Origin of the sequence: Sabulicella rubraurantiaca (assembly GCF_017355885.1) — a bacterium.
GTDB classification, from domain to species: domain Bacteria; phylum Pseudomonadota; class Alphaproteobacteria; order Acetobacterales; family Acetobacteraceae; genus Roseococcus; species Roseococcus rubraurantiacus.
In genome coordinates, this window is the sequence record NZ_JAFEUU010000002.1 from 132416 (window position 1) to 148855 (window position 16440).

The following is a 16440-nucleotide window of genomic DNA, read 5'->3' on the forward strand; positions in this document are numbered from 1 at the left end:
TCCCGCCCAGTGAAGCAAGCCTAAACCGGGCTGGTGCTGCGCGGGAACGGCCCCAAGATGGTGACGAATAGTAACGTGGACGCCTTGTCATTTGGCAGGACGATGCTCAGAGTTTGGTATGCTCCCAAATAGGGTTGACGCGCCAAGACGCGCGCGCCCTTGGCCATCCATGCCGGAGAAACGATGCGCCGCCTTTTGATTGCCCTTGCGCTGCTGGTGAGCCTGCCTGCCTGGGCGCAGCAAGCCATCCCCGTGACCACCGAGCCTGCGCGTGTGGGCAACATGCCGGTGGAGGTGCTGGCGAATGGGCTGGTCGTTCCGGAATCGGTGGTGACGATCCGTACCCGCGTGGATGGCCAGATCACCGAGGTCCACGTCAGCGAAGGGCAGATGGTGACGCGCGGCCAGCCGCTCTTCACACTCGATAGCCGCTTCTATCGTGCGCAGCTCCAGCAGCAGGAGGCCCAGCTGGCGGCGCTGCGGGCCCAGGCGACGCGTACCCAGGCGGATGCCGTGCGCTACCAGTCGCTGCGCGGCGAGGGCTTCGCGGCACAGCAGCGCTTCGAGCAGGCCCAGGCGGAAGCGGCAGCAGCAGCGGCCAATGCCCGCGCCACCGAGGCGCTGATGCAGCAGACCCGCCTCAACATCGAATTCGCGCAAATCGTGGCTGAGGCAGATGGCAAGCTGGGCGCCCTGCCCCTGCGCGTCGGCAACTTCGTCCGCCAGGCGGAAAGCACCCCGCTCGGCACCATCACGCAGATGGACCCTATCCTGGTGCAGTTCGCTGTGCCGGAGCGCTGGCTGCCGCAGATCCGCGCCGCCCTGGCCCAGCCCGGCGGCGTTCCGGTGCAGGCGCGCCCGGCTGCGGAAGGTCAGGAGCCCTCGACCGGCCGTCTCGTCTTCGTGGACAGCGCAGTGGACACCCAGACCGGTACGATCCAGCTCCGCGCCCGCTTCGACAACGCCGATGGCGCGCTCTGGCCGGGCCAGTACGTGCGCATCAGCCTGACCCCGACGGAGGATGTGGGCGCGGTGAGCGTCCCCTCCGCCGCGGTGCAGACCGGGCAGCAGGGCCGCTTCGTCTTCGTGCTGACGCAAGAGGGCATTGCGCGGCGCCGCCCGGTGGAACTGGTCCGCAGCCAGCGCGACCGCGCGATCGTGCGCGGCGAGATCGCCGATGGCGAGCGGGTGATCGTGGACGGGGCGCAGCGCGTCACGGACGGCGCCCGCGCCCAGGAGCGCAACCCCCAGACGCCGCTTCAGCGCGTCTCACAGGCGGGCTGAACCCATGCATATCTCCGAGCTCTGCATCCGCCGCCCGGTCATGACGCTGCTGCTGTCGCTGGCGGCAATCGTCGCCGGCGTCGTGGCCTATACGCGCCTGCCCGTGGCCGCGGTGCCGCGCGTGGATTTCCCGGTGATCTCGGTCTTCGCGAGCTTCCCGGGTGCGAGCCCGGAGACCATGGCCACCTCCGTGGCCCTGCCGCTGGAACGCGAATTCTCCACCATCGCCGGGCTGGAGAGCATGAACTCCACCTCCGGCCAGGACACGCTGAACCTCACGCTGCAATTCCAGCTGGGCCGCAACATCGACAGCGCGGCGCAGGATGTGCAGGCGGCGCTGACCCGCGCGCAGCGGCGTCTGCCGATCGAGATGACCACCCCGCCTTCCTATCGGAAGGTGAACCCTGCCGACGCGCCGGTGCTGCTGCTCACCCTCTCGGGCGGCGATGTGCCGATGTACCGGCTGAACGACGTCGCCTCGACCATCATCGCCCCTGCCCTGTCGCGGGTGCAGGGCGTGGCGCAGGTCGTCACCTACGGCGAACAGCTCTTCTCCGTGCGCGTGCGCCTCGATGCCGACCGCGTGGCCGCCATGGGCATGGCCTTCGACACGGTGCAGCAGGCCATCCAGCAGGCCAACAGCAACGCCCCGGTCGGGCTGCTGACCGGCGAGCGGCAGCAGCTGACCCTGCGCGCCAACGACCAACCCCAGAACGCGGAGCAGTTCTCCCACCTCGTCGTCTCCGGCCGCGCCAGCTCCCCGGTCCGCCTGAGCGAGATCGCAGAGGTGGTGGACGGGGTCCAGAACCAGCGCGTTGCCTCCTGGCGCGACGGGCAGCGTGCGCTGGTGCTCGCGGTGCAGCGCCAGCCCGACGCCAACACGGTGGAGGTGGTGGACGGTGTCCTGCGGAGCGTCGAGACGCTGCAATCCGCCCTGCCCCCCGGCGCGCGGCTCGGCGTCATGCTCGACCGCTCGAAATCCATCCGCGCCGCCGTGCATGACGTGCAGCACCACCTGATGATCGCCATCGGGCTGGTGACGCTGGTCTGCTTCCTGTTCCTGCGCCGCGTTTCCGCGACGCTGATCCCCTCCATCGCGGTGCCGATCTCGCTCTGCGTCACCTTCGGGCTGATGTATGCGATGGGTTACGGCATCGACAACGTGACGCTGCTGGGGCTGACCATCGCCGTAGGCCTCGTGGTGGATGACGCGATCGTGGTGCTGGAAGCCATCATGCGCCACATCGAGGAAGGGATGCGCCCGCTGGATGCGGCCATCCGCGGTGCGAAGGAGGTGGCCTTCACCGTCCTCTCGATCACCCTGTCGCTGATGGCCGTGTTCCTGCCCATCCTGCTGATGGGCGGCGTGGTGGGACGCGTCTTCAATGCCTTCGCCGCCACGGTCTCGCTCGCGGTCATCGCCTCGCTGGTCGTCTCCCTGACCCTGACCCCGCTCATGGCCTCGCGCCTTCCGGCGCAGCACGGCAAGCCGGGCTGGCTGGACCGCACGCTGGAACGCGGCTTCGTGGCCGTGGAAAGCTCCTATGCCTGGCTGCTGGATTTGTCGCTGCGCTTCCGCCTCGTGGTCTGGGCCATTTTCCTTGGCTCCGTCGTCGCGGCGGGGTGGATGGCGGTGAAGATGCCCAAGGGCTTCTTCCCCATCGAGGATACAGGACTGCTCTCTGTCAACACCGAAGGCCCGCGCGGCGCCTCCATCGAGGCGATGGCCGAGATGCAGTCCCGCATCACCGCCGTCTTCGAGTCGAGCCCGCACGTGACCAGCGTCGTCTCCTCTGTCGGCGCGGTGGGCGGCTCCGCCTCCATCAACCAGGGGCGCCTCTTCGTCGAGCTGAAGGACCGCGCGCTGCGCCCCGAGGTGGGGACGGTGATCCAGGATCTGCGCCGGCAGGCCGCGGGCATCCCCGGCCTTCGCGTCTTCATCCAACCGATCCAGAACATCTCCTTCGGAGCGCGCCAGTCCCGCACCCTCTACATCTACACCATGCAGGGGCTGCGGCTGGACGAGTTGTATGACTGGGCACCGCGGCTGGAGCAGGTGCTGGCGCGGCTGCCGCAGCTTCAGGACGTGAACACCGACCTCCAGCTCGACAGCCCCGTCGTCATGGTGAACGTGGACCGCGACCGCGCCACCGCGCTCGGCGTGTCCATCGACCAGGTGCGGCAGGCGCTCTACTCCGCCTTCGGCTCGCGCCAGATCTCCACCATCTACGGCCAGGCCAATGCCTATCCGGTGATCCTGGAGGCGCTGCCGGAGGACCAGCGGGACGAAACCGGCCTCGCCAAGCTCTACCTGCGCTCCAACACCGGGCGGCTGGTGCCGCTCTCGGCGATGGCCACCATCGAGCGTCGCTCCGGCCCGCTGACCGTCGGCCACCAGGGGCAGCTCCCCGCCGTGACCATCGGCTTCAACACCGCCCCCGGCGTGGCGCTGGGCGATGCGGTGGCGGCGATCCGTGCGGCGGAGCGGGAGCTGGGCCTGCCGCCCACTGTCGTGACCGGCTTCTCCGGCTCGGCGCAGGTCTTCCAGCAGGCGCTGGCGGGCCAGGGCTGGCTGGTGCTGGCAGCGGTGCTGATCATGTACGTGGTGCTGGGGGTGCTCTACGAGAGCTTCATCCACCCGCTCACCATCCTGTCGGGCCTGCCGGCCGCGGCGCTCGGCGCCTTCGCGACGCTCTGGTGGTTCAACCTGGACCTGTCGGTGATCGCGGTGATCGGCGTCCTGCTGCTGATCGGCCTGGTAAAGAAGAACGCCATCATGGTGGTGGACGTGGCGCTGCAACGGCAGCGCGACGGGGAAACGGCGCTGGAGGCGGTCCGGCAAGCCTCCATCCTGCGCTTTCGTCCCATCCTGATGACGACGCTGGCCGCCGCGGCCGGCGCCGTGCCCATCGCGGCCGGCTGGGGCGCGGCGGCCGAGCTTCGCCAACCGCTCGGCCTCGCCGTGGTGGGCGGGCTGGCCGTCTCGCAGGCGCTGACGCTCTTCGTGACGCCGGTGCTCTACCTGGGCTTCGACAGCCTGGCGCGGAAGCTGTCGCGCGGGCGCGGGCGCCCGGTGCCGCACGTCCCGGGCGCTCCGGCGGAGTGACCGATCACGGGCGGTGGCCGGAAACGGCTGCCCCCGTGTCGCGCGGCAGCACCCAGAAGCCCGGGACGGAACTCAGCACCACCGCCGCCGCGATGACGAAGGCGGCGGTGAAGTCGGCCGGGACCAGGGCTTCCCCGCCGCGCAGGTGGCGCGCCACTTCCAGGCTCGCCGTCGCCATCACCACCCCCACCGCCCCCGGAAGCTGCTGCGCCGTGCCGTAGAACCCGGTTCCGGCCGAAAGCTTCTCGCGCGGGAGATCCGCGAAGGCGAGGGTGTTGAGCGAGGTGAAGTGGAGCGAGCGGAACAGCCCGCCCAGCGCCAGCACGGCGAACATCGCGGCGATGGGCCAAGCTTGCGTGAACAGCGCCCCCGCCCCGACCCCCAGCGCGGCCAGGACGGTGTTGGCCAGCAGCACGGTGCGGAAGCCCCAGCGGCGCAGGATGGGCCGCGCCAGCGGCTTCATCGCAAAGGCGCCGAGGGCAGTGGCGAAGGCGACGAATCCCGCCTCCGTCGCGCCCCAGCCGAAGCCGATCTGCAGCAGCATGGGCACCAGGAAGGGCACCGCCCCCGCCCCGGTGCGGAACAGCGACCCCGCCAGCGTCGCCGCGCGGAAGGAGGGAAAGCGCAGCAGGGAAAGGTCGAGGGCCGGACGCTCCACCCGCCGGCAATGCCGCAGCGCGACCCAGCCGATCAGCAGCCCGATGATCAGCAGCGTTTCGGGCCAGAAGGCCGGTAACACGCCGCGCCCCACCGTCTCCAGCCCCGCCATGGTCCCCGCCAGCGCCACGCCGACCAGCACCAGCCCCAGGAAATCGGGCCGGCCGGACGGGCGGATCTCCGAACGCGGGATCTTCCAGGCGACCAGGACCATCCCCAGCACGGCGACCGGAATGTTGATCCAGAAGACGGAGCGCCAGCCGAACAGGTCGGTCAGCAGCCCGCCCAGCGGCGGGCCGGAGATCGGGCCGAGCATGGCGGGCATGGTCAGCCAGGTCATCGCCGTCAGCATCTCCTCCTTGCGGATGGAGGAGAGCAGGAGAAGCCGCCCTACCGGCACCATCATTGCCCCGCCGAAACCCTGCACCACCCGCCACAGCACGAGCTCGCCAAGCGAGCTGGCGAGGCCGCAGGCGGCGGAGGACAGGCCGAACATCGCGATGGCCAGCAGGAAGACGCGCTTCGCCCCGAAGCGGTCAGCGATGGTGCCGGAAACCGGGATGAAGACGGTCAGCGCGACGAGGTAGGAGGTGACGGCCACGCCCAGCCGCGCCGGGTCCTCGCCCAGGTCGCGCGCCATGGAGGGCAGCGCCGTCGCCACGGCCGAGGAGTCCAGGTTCTGCATGAACAGGGCCGAGGCCACGATGGCGGCGGTGACGCGCGTGTCGGCCATGGGAAGCGGGGATTCCACGAGTTGCCTGCCCCGAAGTTTCGAGGCATGGGCCGCCCATGATCCTGCTGACTCCCGGCCCCGTCCAGACCCACCCCACCGTGCGCGCGGCGATGAACCAGGATGTCGCGCCCTGGAATGCCGGATTCCGCCCCGTCTACGAGGAGGTGCGCCACCGTCTGCGCGCCCTTGCGGGCGGGATTGACGGCGCCCACGTCACCCTGCCCTTGCAGGGGGCGGGCCACATGCTGATGGAAGCGGCCATCCGGAGCTTCGTCGCGTCGGGCGCCGCGATCCTGATCCCCATGAATGGCGAATATGCGCGCCGCATGGCCCGGCTGGCGCGCGAGGCGGGGCGGGTGGTGATCGAGCTTCCCCTGCCCGACACGCGCGGCGCCCGCGCCGAGGAGGTGGCCGAGGCCCTATCCCGCCATCCCGAGGCCACCCACGTCGCGATGGTGCAGAGCGAGACGGGCAGCGGCATCGTCAACGATCCGGCCGCCATCGGCGCTGCCGTGCGCGCGGCGGGGCGGCGCATGATCCTCGACGCCGTCTCGGCCTTCGGCGCGCTGCCGCTCGACCTCGCGGCGCAGCCGGAAGTGGATGCCGCCTGCTTCACCTCCAACAAGTGCCTGGAAGGCGTGCCCGGCTTCGGCTTCGCCGTGGCGCGGGTGGACCGGCTGGAAGCCGGCGCGGGCCAGGCCGGGTCCTGGTCGCTGGACCTTTCGGATGTGTGGAAGAACACGCAGGTGAATGGCTGGGGCTCCATGCGCTTCACCGGGCCGGTGCAGGCCATCCTCGCCATGCGCGTCGCCCTCGACCGGCTGGATGCGGAAGGTGGGCGGGAAGTGCGCCTGGCGCGCTACCGCGCCAACGCAAGAGCGCTGCATGAGGGCTTCGCTGCGCTCGGCCTGCGCCCCTACCTGTCCGCGAAGGACCAGGGGCCGATCGTCGTCACGGTGCACCAGCCGGAAGGGCTGGACTTCCCGCGCTTCATCGCGGCGATGGAGCGCAACGGCGTCACGGTCAGCGCCTATTTCACCACGGATGCCCCCAGCTTCCGCGTCGGTGCCATCGGCGACGTGGGCCTGCCCGAGATGCGCCGTGCGGTGGAGGCCGTGCGCGACTCCCTGGCCGAATTGGGCCTTCCGCGCGCCGCGTGATCGCGTAACCTCCCAGGTCAAGGAGCCGGGCGCGCTACGCCCGGCCAAGACGACCATTGGGAGGTCAACGACAATGCTGCGCGGCCTGATGCAGGAGCACCCGCTCCTTGTCTCCTCCATCCTGACGCATGCAGCGAAGCACCACCGGGGCGCCAAGCTGGTCGGGGTGGATCCCGAAGGCGGGCGGCACCGCTCCTCCTGGCCCGATCTCGAACTGCAGGCCAAGCGCATCGCCGCCGCGCTGCGCCGCCGGGGTGTGAAGGAAGGCGAGCGCATCGCCACGCTCGGCTGGAACGGGCTGGAGCATCTGGCGGTGTATTACGCCGCCTCCGGCATGGGGGCGGTGCTGCACACGGTGAATCCCCGCCTCTTCGCCGACCAGATCGCCTTTATCCTGGAGGATGCGGGCGACACGCATCTCTTCCTCGATCCCACCGTGGCGCCGGCCCTCACCGCCATCGCCGACCGGCTACAGAAGACGGTCCGCACCGTCATCCTGCTGCGCGATGCCCCCCGCCCCGACCTGCCCTGCGAGGTGGTGACGCTGGAGGATTTCACCGCGGGCGAGACCGGCGACTACAAATGGCCGCGCCTGGACGAGCGCGCGGCCTCCTCGCTCTGCTACACCTCGGGCACCACGGGCATGCCGAAGGGCGTGCTGTATTCGCACCGCTCCACCGTGCTGCACGCCATGGGGGCAGTGCAGCCGGACGTGTTCGGGCTTTCGGCGATGGACGTGGCGATGCCGGTGGTGCCGATGTTCCACGTCAATGCCTGGGGCATTCCCTATGCGGCGCCCATGGCTGGCTCCTCCATGGTGCTGCCGGGGCCGCGCCTCGATCCCGCCTCGCTCTTTGCGCTCTTCGAGGAGGAGCGCGTGTCCTTTTCCGCCGGCGTGCCGACGATCTGGACGCTGCTGCTGCAATGGCTGCGACAGGACCCATCGCGCCGCTTCACCGAGCTGCCACGCCTCGTCGTCGGCGGCACGGCGCTGCCCGTGGCGATCACCGAGGGATTCCTGAAGGAGTACGGCGTGCCCATCCTCCATGCCTGGGGCATGACGGAGATCTCGCCCCTCGGCTCGATCAATGCGCGCAAGGCGGAGAACGCGGATTGGGACGAGGCGCGCTTCCTCGACTATTCGCGCAAGCAGGGGCGGCCGCTCTTCGGCGTGGATTTCCGCGTGCTGGGCGCGGACGGCAACCCCATTGCACAGGACGAGACGGCCTTCGGCGAGCTGGAGGTGCAGGGCCACTGGACCGCCAGCGGCTATTTCAACCGCGACAAGGACCCGGCGGTGACGGAGGATGGCTGGTTCCGCACTGGTGACGTCGTCACCCTCGACACCCTGGGCGAGATCGAGATCGTGGACCGCGCCAAGGATGTCATCAAATCCGGCGGCGAATGGATCTCCTCCATCACGCTGGAGAATCTGGCGCTCGCGCATCCCGACGTGCAGATGGCCGCCGCCATTCCGGTGGCGCACCCGAAATGGGACGAGCGCCCGATGCTGCTGGTGGTGCCCAAGCCCGGCACCTCGCCCACGCCGGAAAGCGTGCTGGCGGTGCTGGAGGGCAAGGTGGCGAAGTGGTGGATGCCCGACCGCGTCGAGTTCGTGGAAAGCCTGCCGCTCACCGCTACCGGCAAGCTGTGGAAGGCCGAATTGAAGCGGCAGTGGAAGGATTTCTCCCTGCCCGACTGAAGCGACGATTCACCTTGCGCCACGAAGCAGGCTTTGGTCGCATCGCCTGTCCCAACCGGAGAGGCTTCATGCGGATACGGATTCTGACCCTTGGCTTGGCGGCAGCGCTCGCCGCTTCGCCTTCCGTCGCACAGCCGGCACGAGAGAAGGTGCTGCGCATCGCCATGACGGCGGCGGACGTGCCCACCACCACCGGCATGCCGAATAACGGCTTCGAGGGGATGCGCTTCCTCGGCTACCCGATCTTCGAGGGGCTGGTGCTGTGGGACCTCTCGGCCACGGACCGTCCCGCCGGGCTGCGGCCGGGCCTGGCCGAATCCTGGCGGCAGGCGGAGGGCGACCCGCAGGAATGGATCTTCACCCTGCGCGAGGGCGTGCGCTTCCATGACGGCACGCCCTTCAACGCGGATGCGGTGATCTGGAATCTCGACCGCTTCTTCAACAACCAGTCGCCGCAATTCGACCCACAGGGCGGCGCGATCACCCGCGCCCGCGTCACCATCCTGGACAGCTACCGCAAGGTGGATGACCGCACGGTGGCGCTGCGCACCAACCGCCCCGCCTCCTACTTCCCCTACATGGCGGTCTACATCCTCTTCACCTCGCCGCAGAGCTTCGAGCAGGGCGGGCGCGACTGGTCGCGCGTCGCGGCGCTGGCGCCGGCAGGGACCGGTCCCTTCCGCCTGTCACGCTTCATCCCACGCCAGTCGGCGGAGCTGACGAAGAACGCCGAATACTGGGACCGCGGCCGCGTGCCGCTGCTGGACCGCATCGTGCTGCTGCCCATGCCGGAGGCGACGACGCGCCTCGCCGCGCTGCGCTCCGGCCAGGTGGACTGGATCGAGGTGCCGCCACCCGACGGCATCCCGGCGCTGCGCAGCGCAGGCTTCACCATCTCCACCGGCTCCTATCCGCATGTCTGGCCCTGGTTCTTCCAGACCGCGCAGCCTCCATTCAATGACGTGCGCGTGCGGCAGGCGCTGAATTACTGCGTGGACCGCGAAGGGCTGGTGCAGATGCTGAACGGCACGGCCGAGCCTTCCGTGGGCTGGCTGAAGCCGAACGATCCGAGCTTCGGCACGCCGGAGCACCGCTACCGCTTCGACGCGGCGCGCGGGCGGCAGATGCTGGCGGAGGCGGGCTACAACGCGCAGCGCCCGCTTTCCTTCAAGGTGATGATCTCCACTTCCGGCTCCGGCCAGATGCTGCCGCTGCCGATGAACGAGTTCCTGCAGCAGAATCTGCGCGAAGCCTGCGGCGTCAACGTCTCCTTCGAGGTGACGGAGTGGAACACGCTGCTGCAGGCCACGCGTTCCGCGCCCGGGGCACCGGTGCTGGCCGGGTCGCAGGCGCTTAACCCCTCCTCGCCCTCCTCGGACGCGTCGGTGATGACGCGCTACTTCTCGCAGGCCTTCGTGCCGCCCAACGGCTTCAACTGGCCGCAATTCAACGACCCGCAATACGAGGAGGCTTTCTCTGCGCTTGAGCGGGCGCGGAACGAGGCGGAGTTCAACGCCGCCTATGCCCGGGCCCATGCGCGCCTGGTGGACGGCGCGCCCTGGCTCTTCGTCGTGCATGACCTGAACCCGCGCGCGATGAGCCGCCGCGTGCGCGGCTTCACCCCGGCGCAGTCCTGGTTCCAGGACCTCGTGCGGGTGGACATCCAGTAGCACCCCGGCATCATGGGCGGCGGACGAGGAGGACGCCGCCCATGATCGTGGATTTGCGCATCTACACCTGCCTGCCGCAGAAGCTGCCGGCCTTCGTGAAGCTCTACGAGGAGAAGGCCTGGCCGCTCCAGCTCAAGTACCTGGAGAACTGCCTCGGCTGGTACACAACGATCGAAGGCGAACTGAACACGGTCGTCCATCTCTGGGGCTACAAGGACCAGGCGGACCGCGAGGCACGGCGCAACGCCATGGCCGCCGACCCGGAATGGGGCGTCTATCTCAAGGGCGTGGCGGAGGGCGGGATGCTGATCCGCATGGAGAACCGCATCATGAAGCCCGCCGCCCATTTCGAGGCGCTGCGGAAGGGCGGGTGATCGGCGGCCTCGCGGCACTGCTGCTCTGCCAATTGGCAGGGGAGTTGCTGGCGCGGGCATTGCACCTGCCCGTGCCGGGGCCGGTGATCGGCATGGGGCTGCTCCTGGCCACGCTGCTGCTTGGCGGCCGTGTGCCAGAGGGCATCGGCACGGCGGCGGATGGGCTGCTCGCCCATCTCGGCCTGTTGTTCATTCCCGCCGGAGTCGGCGTGGTGCTGCATCTGGACCTGCTGGCCGCGGGCGCTTGGCCCATCGGCCTCGCCATCCTCGGCGGGACGCTGCTGGCGCTCGGGCTGACCGGGCTGGTGGCGCAGCGCCTGCTGGGGCGGCGGTGAACCCGCTCGGCGAGTTGTGGGTCTACCTGTCGCGGGAGCCGCTGGCGGCGCTGACCGCGACGCTCTGCGCGTGGTGGGTGGCGCTGCGGGTGCAGCGCTGGTGCGGAAGCCATCCCCTCGCCAATCCCGTGCTGCTGGCGGTCGCGCTGCTGGCCGGGGCGCTGCTGCTGGCAGGCATTGCCTATCGCGACTACTTCGCCGGGGCGCAATTCGTGCATTTCCTCCTTGGCCCGGCGACGGTGGCGCTGGCCGTGCCGCTGGCGCGGCAATGGGCGGCGGTGCGGGCGCGGCCCCTGGCCATCCTGGCTGCCGTCGGCACGGGAAGCCTTGCCGCGATCCTGTCCGGCCTCGCGCTGGGCTGGGGGTTCGGCGGCGGCGCGGGGCTGATGGCGAGCTTGGCTCCGCGTGCCACCACCGCGCCCGTGGCCATGGGCGTCAGCGAGGCGCTGGGCGGTCTGCCCAGCCTGACCGCCGTGATCGTGATCTGCTGCGGGGTGGTGGGGGCGGCGCTGGGGCCGCTGCTGCTCACCCTGCTCGGGGTGCGGGACATGCGGGCGCGCGGCCTGGCCCTGGGCACGGCCAGCCACGGCATCGGCACGGCCCGCGCCCTGTCCGTGGACGCGGAGGCCGGGGCGTTCAGCGCCCTGGCGATGGGGTTGAACGCGCTGGGGACAGCCTTGCTGCTGCCACTGCTCTGGCGCTGGCTGGCCGGCTAGCCCAGCGGAGCACCGTCGCGCCCGCTTCCTCGTGCGGCAGGGGTGCGCCCTGCCGAGCGGCGAAGGCGGTGCGCTCCTCCCGCTCGCATTCCTCGATCCAACGCAGGAGGCGGCGTTCGGCCCGCTCGGCGCCCAGGCTGCGGCGGAAGCCGCGCCACAGCGCCCGTGCATTCACCGCCCAGGCATCATAGGCGTGCTCGGCGAGGCGGCGACGGTGCGGACCGGCAGGCCGTCGAAGGCGGCCCAGTCATCGCCGGAGAGGCGGCGCCAGATCTCCGGCCGGGGCGAGACATCATTGGGCGAGTGACATGGATATGTTATCGTATAACTGTTCCATGCCTGGAAAGGGCCGCCGGGTTGGTCCCGGCGGCCCAGAAGCCCTGCCCTCAGACGCGCAGGCGGCCTTCCGTCGCGGCGGTGAAGCGCTCGCCGATCTTTTCCCAGTTCAGCACGTTCCACCAGTTGTTCACGTATTCCTGCCGCCGGTTCTGGTAGCGCAGGTAGTAGGCGTGCTCCCAAACGTCGTTGCCCATCAGGGCGCGCTGCCCGTCCATGATCGGCGTGTCCTGGTTGGGCTTGGTGGCGATGGCCAGCTGGCCGGACTGCGCCACGGTCACGAAGCCCCAGCCCGAGCCGAAGACGCTCATGCAGGCTTGGTTGAAGCGGTTGCGGAACTCGCCCATGCCGCCGAGGTCGCGGTTGATCGCCTCCAGCAGACGCCCCGTCGGCTCGCCGCCGCGCCCGCCCATGATCTCCCAGAACATGGTGTGGTTGGCATGGCCGCCGCCATTGTTGCGGATCGCGGTGCGCACGTTCTCCGGCACGCGCGAGAGGTTCATCAACAGCTCGTCGAGTGGCATGCGGCCAAAGGCCTCGTGCTCGCGCAGCGCATTGTTCAGGTTGTTCACATAGGCGGCGTGGTGGAAGCGGTGATGCAGCTCCATCGTGCGCGCGTCGATCGCCGCCTCGTTCGCGTCCAGCCCGTAGGGCAGGTCGGGCAGGCTGTGCGGGCCCGGCGCGATCTGCGGCGGCGTAGGCCGCTGCTGCGGCTGCTGCGCGAAGCCGGCGCGGGCGCTGAACAGGGCAGCGCTGGCACCGAGCAGCGCCAGGCGGCGGGACAGGATCATCATGGACGTCTCCTCCTAAAGGCACGGGAAAGCTTGTCCGCCTTGCCGGCTTCCGCAACCCCGTTAAACACGATGCGACAACGCAGGGATGAACCGGATGTCCGAACCCAACCTCGTCATGGCCCGGGAGGGCCGGGCGGGCACGCTGCTGATGAACCGGCCGAAGGCGCTGAATGCGCTCGACCTCGGAATGATCCGGGACTTCCAGAATGCCATCGACGCGTGGCGCGACGACCCGGACGTGGCGCTGGTCATCCTGGAAGGGGCTGGCGGACGCGCCTTCTGCGCCGGCGGCGACGTGCGCGCGGTGCGCGAGGCGGCGGTGGCGGGGGATCGCGCCCCGGTGCGCTCCTTCTTCTCCGAGGAATACGCGGTGAACGAGGGCATCGCGACCTTTCCGAAGCCCTGGGTGTCCATCATCGACGGCGTGTGCATGGGCGGCGGCATCGGCCTCGCCATCCACAACGGGCCACGCGTGGTGTCTGAGCACGCGCTGCTTGCCATGCCGGAGACGGCCATTGCCCTGTTCCCCGACGTGGGCACGAGCCACATCCTGCCGCGCCTGCCCGGCGCGCTGGGCAACTGGCTGGCGCTGACCGGCGCGCGCGTGACCGGCGCCGACAACGTGCATTGCGGCTTCGCGACGCATTACGTCCTGCGCGAGAACCTCCCTGCCCTGCGCGCCGCGCTGGTGGAGACGGGCGATGCCGGGGTGATCGAGCGCTTCACTGCGCCGCTTCCGGAGGCCAGCTTCGCCCCGTATCGCGAGGCGATCGACCGCTGCTTCTCCAAGCCCACCGTGCTGGAGATCATCCAGGCGCTGGAGGCGGAAGGGACGGAATGGGCCGCGCAGCAGGTGAAGACGCTGCGCCGTATGTCGCCCACCAGCCTCTGCGTCTCGCTGGAGCTGCTGCGGCGCGGCGCCGCGCTCGACCTGCGCGGCTGCCTGGAGGAGGAGTTGCACCTCACGGAAGGCGTGGTGCACGGGCACCCGGATTTCCGCGAGGGCGTCCGTTCCGTCCTGGTGGACAAGGACGGCTCCCCGAAATGGTCCCCGCCCACCTTGGAAGAGGTGGACCCGAAGGCGATCCAGGGGCTGTTCCGCTAACCGGCGGGCAGCACCAGCGACACGGTCATGCGCCCCGGCCCGGTCGGGCCGAGGCGCAGCGACCCGCCTGCCCCTTCCGCGATCTCCCGCGCGATGGCGAGGCCGGGCCCCGGCCCCCCCACATCCACCCGCCCCCCGCGGGCGGGCCCCCCGCCCGGGGTGGCCCGGCGCCCCCGCGACCCGCCTGCCCCTTCCGCGATCTCCCGCGCGATGGCGAGGCCGAGCCCGGTCCCGCCCTCATCCAGCCGCCCGCCGCGCCGTAGCGCCTCCGCATGGTCCGCCTCGGCGATGCCGGGGCCATCGTCGCGCACCGCGAGGATGACCGTGCCCCCCTCCGCCGCGGCGGAGAGCGTCACCGTGCTGGAGGCGAAGCGGGCAGCGTTCTCCGCCAGCGTTCCCAGCGCCTCGGCCAAGTCATCCTCGTGCAGCGCGACACGCAGCCCCTCCGGGATCTCGACGTTCCAGTTGACCCGCGCGCCATCCTCCGTGCGCGCCAGCACGCGCAGCAGGCGCTCCGCGACGCGCCGCACCGGGGCGCTGGTGCCGGGGGCGCGGGCAGCGCGGCGGGCGCGCTGCAGCTCGCGCTCCACGTGACGGCGCATGGCTTCTGCGGCATCGCCCACGCTCTCTGCCGCCTCCGCATTGCCCGTCTCGCGCAGCATCTCCGCCTCGCCCAGCAGCACCTGGAGCGGCGTCTTGAGCCCGTGCGCGAGGTCGGCCGCGCGGGCGCGGGCGGCGGCGATGTCGCGCTCGCGCTGATCGAGCAGCGCATCCAGCTCCCGCGCCAAGGGCTGGATCTCGGAAGGGAAGCCCTCGCCCAGCCGCGCCGCCTCGCCCGAGCGGATGGCGCCCAGGCGCCGGCGCACGGCAACCAGCGGCCGCAGCCCCACGGAAAGCTGCGCGAAGGAGCCCAGCAGCAGCACGGCGCCGATCAACCCCAGATAGGGCAGCAGGTTGCGGCGGAACCCGGCGGAGGCGGCGGCGATCTCCGTCACGTCGCGCGCCGCGGCAATGCGAAGCGTCGCCCCGCCCAGGCGCGACGGCATGGTGACGTCGCGCGCCAGCACCAGCAGCGTTTCCCGCTCCGGCCCTGCCGAGGGGAGCCGATAGGGCTCGGCCCCCGCCGATGGCACGGCGAGATCCGCATCCCAGAGCGAGCGGGAACGCAGGAGGACCGCGCCGCCCGGCTGCCCGACCTGCCAGTAGAAGCCGGAAAGCGGCCGGTCGTAGCGTGGGTCCACCGGCTGCGAGGCCAGCGACCAGCCGCCGCCCGGGCTGCGCTCCAGCCGCGCCACCAGCCCTTCCACCACCGCCTGCAACTCGCCCGCCACCTGCCGTTCGGCATGGCGCTCGAAGAGGAGGGCGAGGCCGAAGGTGGCGGCGCCGAGGGCCAGGAGAATGGAGAACAACCCGGCCAGCAGCAGCCGAAGCCGCAGCGAGCGGAAGCTCACTCCGGCGCGCCAGGCAGGGCGTAGCCGAAGCCGCGCCGCGTCTCGATCACATCCGGCCCCAGCTTGCGCCGCAGCCGCATCACCAGCGCCTCGACCGCATTGGCGTCGCGCGCGTCGTCGTCGCCGTAGAGGTGCTCGATCAGCTCGGCTGGCGCGACGACGCGGCCGCGATGATGGGCCAGGAAGGACAGCAGCCGGTATTCGAGCGCGGAGAGGGTGAGCGGAACGCCGTCCAGCGACACCTCCTTGCGACGCGGATCCACGGTGATGCGTCCCGCCTCGATCACCGCCGCGCCGATGCCCGCCGAGCGGCGAAGCAGCGCCCGCACCCGCGCCAGCAGCTCCTCCACCCGGAAGGGCTTGGGCAGGTAGTCATCCGCGCCTGCGTCGATGCCCTCCACCCGCTCCGACCAGGCGCCGCGCGCGGTCAGGACCAGCACCGGCATGTTGCGCCCGGCGGCGCGCCAGCGCTTCAGCACCGCCAGCCCGTCCATGCGCGGCAGCCCAAGGTCGAGCACGACCAGCGCATAATCCTCCGTGTCGCCGCGGAACCAGCCTTCCTCGCCATCCGCCGCCTGCTCCACCACGTAGCCCGCCCCGATAAGGGCGGCGCTGACATGGGCGGCGATGCGCGGCTCATCCTCGACCAGCAGCAGACGCATCAGTCGTCGATCTCCAGGATCTCGCCGGTGGCGGCGTCCACCTCCACCTCGCGGATGCGGCCTCGTGGCGTCATCACCTTGAACTCATACACGAAGCGCCCGTCTTCCTCGTCCAGTTCCACCTCGATCACCCGGCCGCCCAGGCGCGGCTGCACGATAGCGAGGATTTCCGAGAGCGGGCGGATGCGTCCCTCGCGCAGGGCGCGGCGCGCGCGTTCCTGGTCGCTCTCGGCCCAGGCAGGGGCAGGAGCGAGCAGGAGGATGGCAAGGGCACGGCGTGAGAGGGCCATGGGGCGCACCCTAGCCCCGCGTCGCTGACAGGATGCTGACAGGGGCCGTCGGGCAGGTGTCAGCG

14 protein-coding genes are annotated in these 16440 nt (G+C 70.6%); 9 read left to right on the plus strand and 5 right to left on the minus strand.

The window, feature by feature from the left end; genetic code table 11:
• Nucleotides 1–183 precede the first annotated feature (183 nt).
• Nucleotides 184–1284 (plus strand): efflux RND transporter periplasmic adaptor subunit, encoded by a 1101-nt coding sequence (locus tag JTJ31_RS04605; protein WP_207537444.1) that lies wholly within the window; start codon nucleotides 184–186, stop codon nucleotides 1282–1284.
• Between the two features lie 4 nt (nucleotides 1285–1288).
• Nucleotides 1289–4390: an efflux RND transporter permease subunit gene (locus JTJ31_RS04610; protein WP_207537445.1), complete on the plus strand. Its 3102-nt coding sequence runs from the start codon at nucleotides 1289–1291 to the stop codon at nucleotides 4388–4390.
• A 4-nt stretch (nucleotides 4391–4394) separates the two neighbouring features.
• On the opposite strand, the gene JTJ31_RS04615 is transcribed toward JTJ31_RS04610, so the two are convergent.
• Entirely contained in the window at nucleotides 4395–5780 is a 1386-nt protein-coding gene (locus tag JTJ31_RS04615) for an MDR family MFS transporter (RefSeq protein WP_207537446.1), read from the minus strand.
• Between the two features lie 56 nt (nucleotides 5781–5836).
• On the opposite strand from JTJ31_RS04615, the gene JTJ31_RS04620 reads away from it, so the two are divergent.
• The 6 genes from JTJ31_RS04620 to JTJ31_RS04645 all read left to right on the plus strand — a co-directional run bounded on the left by JTJ31_RS04620 (nucleotide 5837) and on the right by JTJ31_RS04645 (nucleotide 11737).
• Nucleotides 5837–6940, plus strand: coding sequence for a 2-aminoethylphosphonate--pyruvate transaminase (locus tag JTJ31_RS04620; protein ID WP_207537447.1), 1104 nt, complete (start codon nucleotides 5837–5839; stop codon nucleotides 6938–6940).
• A 73-nt stretch (nucleotides 6941–7013) separates the two neighbouring features.
• Nucleotides 7014–8642 carry a long-chain-fatty-acid--CoA ligase gene (locus JTJ31_RS04625; protein WP_207537448.1) on the plus strand — a complete coding sequence of 543 codons (1629 nt, stop codon included), beginning with the start codon at nucleotides 7014–7016 and terminating at the stop codon, nucleotides 8640–8642.
• Nucleotides 8643–8710: 68 nt separating this feature from the next.
• A complete protein-coding gene (locus tag JTJ31_RS04630) occupies nucleotides 8711–10312 on the plus strand; it encodes an ABC transporter substrate-binding protein (RefSeq protein WP_207537449.1) in 1602 nt (533 codons plus the stop codon).
• Nucleotides 10313–10353: 41 nt separating this feature from the next.
• Nucleotides 10354–10686 carry an NIPSNAP family protein gene (locus JTJ31_RS04635; RefSeq protein WP_207537450.1) on the plus strand — a complete coding sequence of 111 codons (333 nt, stop codon included), beginning with the start codon at nucleotides 10354–10356 and terminating at the stop codon, nucleotides 10684–10686.
• Complete coding sequence (locus tag JTJ31_RS04640; protein ID WP_207537451.1) at nucleotides 10683–11021, plus strand: CidA/LrgA family protein; 339 nt, start codon at nucleotides 10683–10685, stop codon at nucleotides 11019–11021. Before JTJ31_RS04635 ends, JTJ31_RS04640 begins: the two co-directional genes overlap by 4 nt.
• On the plus strand, nucleotides 11018–11737 hold the full coding sequence (locus JTJ31_RS04645; RefSeq protein ID WP_207537452.1) for an LrgB family protein: 720 nt from the start codon (nucleotides 11018–11020) through the stop codon (nucleotides 11735–11737). Before JTJ31_RS04640 ends, JTJ31_RS04645 begins: the two co-directional genes overlap by 4 nt.
• A gap of 386 nt (nucleotides 11738–12123) precedes the next feature.
• Here JTJ31_RS04645 and JTJ31_RS04650 read toward each other — a convergent pair whose 3' ends face one another.
• Nucleotides 12124–12867: a superoxide dismutase gene (locus tag JTJ31_RS04650; protein WP_236019889.1), complete on the minus strand. Its 744-nt coding sequence runs from the start codon at nucleotides 12865–12867 to the stop codon at nucleotides 12124–12126.
• Between the two features lie 94 nt (nucleotides 12868–12961).
• On the opposite strand from JTJ31_RS04650, the gene JTJ31_RS04655 reads away from it, so the two are divergent.
• Nucleotides 12962–13972 carry an enoyl-CoA hydratase/isomerase family protein gene (locus JTJ31_RS04655; RefSeq protein WP_236019890.1) on the plus strand — a complete coding sequence of 337 codons (1011 nt, stop codon included), beginning with the start codon at nucleotides 12962–12964 and terminating at the stop codon, nucleotides 13970–13972.
• Here JTJ31_RS04655 and JTJ31_RS25165 read toward each other — a convergent pair.
• From JTJ31_RS25165 to JTJ31_RS04670, 3 genes are read right to left on the minus strand one after another with little or no spacing between them, the layout of a single operon-like run.
• Nucleotides 13969–15423, minus strand: coding sequence for a sensor histidine kinase (locus JTJ31_RS25165; RefSeq protein ID WP_207537454.1), 1455 nt, complete (start codon nucleotides 15421–15423; stop codon nucleotides 13969–13971). The genes JTJ31_RS04655 and JTJ31_RS25165 overlap by 4 nt on opposite strands.
• Complete coding sequence (locus tag JTJ31_RS04665; RefSeq protein WP_207537455.1) at nucleotides 15420–16085, minus strand: response regulator transcription factor; 666 nt, start codon at nucleotides 16083–16085, stop codon at nucleotides 15420–15422. The genes JTJ31_RS25165 and JTJ31_RS04665 overlap by 4 nt, the downstream gene beginning before the upstream one ends.
• Nucleotides 16085–16375 carry a PepSY domain-containing protein gene (locus tag JTJ31_RS04670; protein WP_207537456.1) on the minus strand — a complete coding sequence of 97 codons (291 nt, stop codon included), beginning with the start codon at nucleotides 16373–16375 and terminating at the stop codon, nucleotides 16085–16087. Before JTJ31_RS04670 ends, JTJ31_RS04665 begins: the two co-directional genes overlap by 1 nt.
• Between the last annotated feature and the right edge of the window lie 65 nt (nucleotides 16376–16440).

What these genes read in the sequence shown, in the direction of transcription:
- JTJ31_RS04605 (WP_207537444.1), top strand. Translation starts at nt 184, where the DNA reads ATGCGCCGCCTTTTGATTGCCCTTGCGCTGCTGGTGAGCCTGCCTGCC.
- JTJ31_RS04665 (WP_207537455.1), bottom strand. Translation starts at nt 16,085, where the DNA reads ATGCGTCTGCTGCTGGTCGAGGATGAGCCGCGCATCGCCGCCCATGTC.
- JTJ31_RS04635 (WP_207537450.1), top strand. Translation starts at nt 10,354, where the DNA reads ATGATCGTGGATTTGCGCATCTACACCTGCCTGCCGCAGAAGCTGCCG.
- JTJ31_RS04625 (WP_207537448.1), top strand. Translation starts at nt 7,014, where the DNA reads ATGCTGCGCGGCCTGATGCAGGAGCACCCGCTCCTTGTCTCCTCCATC.
- JTJ31_RS04670 (WP_207537456.1), bottom strand. Translation starts at nt 16,375, where the DNA reads ATGGCCCTCTCACGCCGTGCCCTTGCCATCCTCCTGCTCGCTCCTGCC.
- JTJ31_RS04615 (WP_207537446.1), bottom strand. Translation starts at nt 5,780, where the DNA reads ATGGCCGACACGCGCGTCACCGCCGCCATCGTGGCCTCGGCCCTGTTC.
- JTJ31_RS04655 (WP_236019890.1), top strand. Translation starts at nt 12,962, where the DNA reads ATGTCCGAACCCAACCTCGTCATGGCCCGGGAGGGCCGGGCGGGCACG.
- JTJ31_RS04610 (WP_207537445.1), top strand. Translation starts at nt 1,289, where the DNA reads ATGCATATCTCCGAGCTCTGCATCCGCCGCCCGGTCATGACGCTGCTG.
- JTJ31_RS04630 (WP_207537449.1), top strand. Translation starts at nt 8,711, where the DNA reads ATGCGGATACGGATTCTGACCCTTGGCTTGGCGGCAGCGCTCGCCGCT.
- JTJ31_RS04650 (WP_236019889.1), bottom strand. Translation starts at nt 12,867, where the DNA reads ATGATGATCCTGTCCCGCCGCCTGGCGCTGCTCGGTGCCAGCGCTGCC.
- JTJ31_RS04620 (WP_207537447.1), top strand. Translation starts at nt 5,837, where the DNA reads ATGATCCTGCTGACTCCCGGCCCCGTCCAGACCCACCCCACCGTGCGC.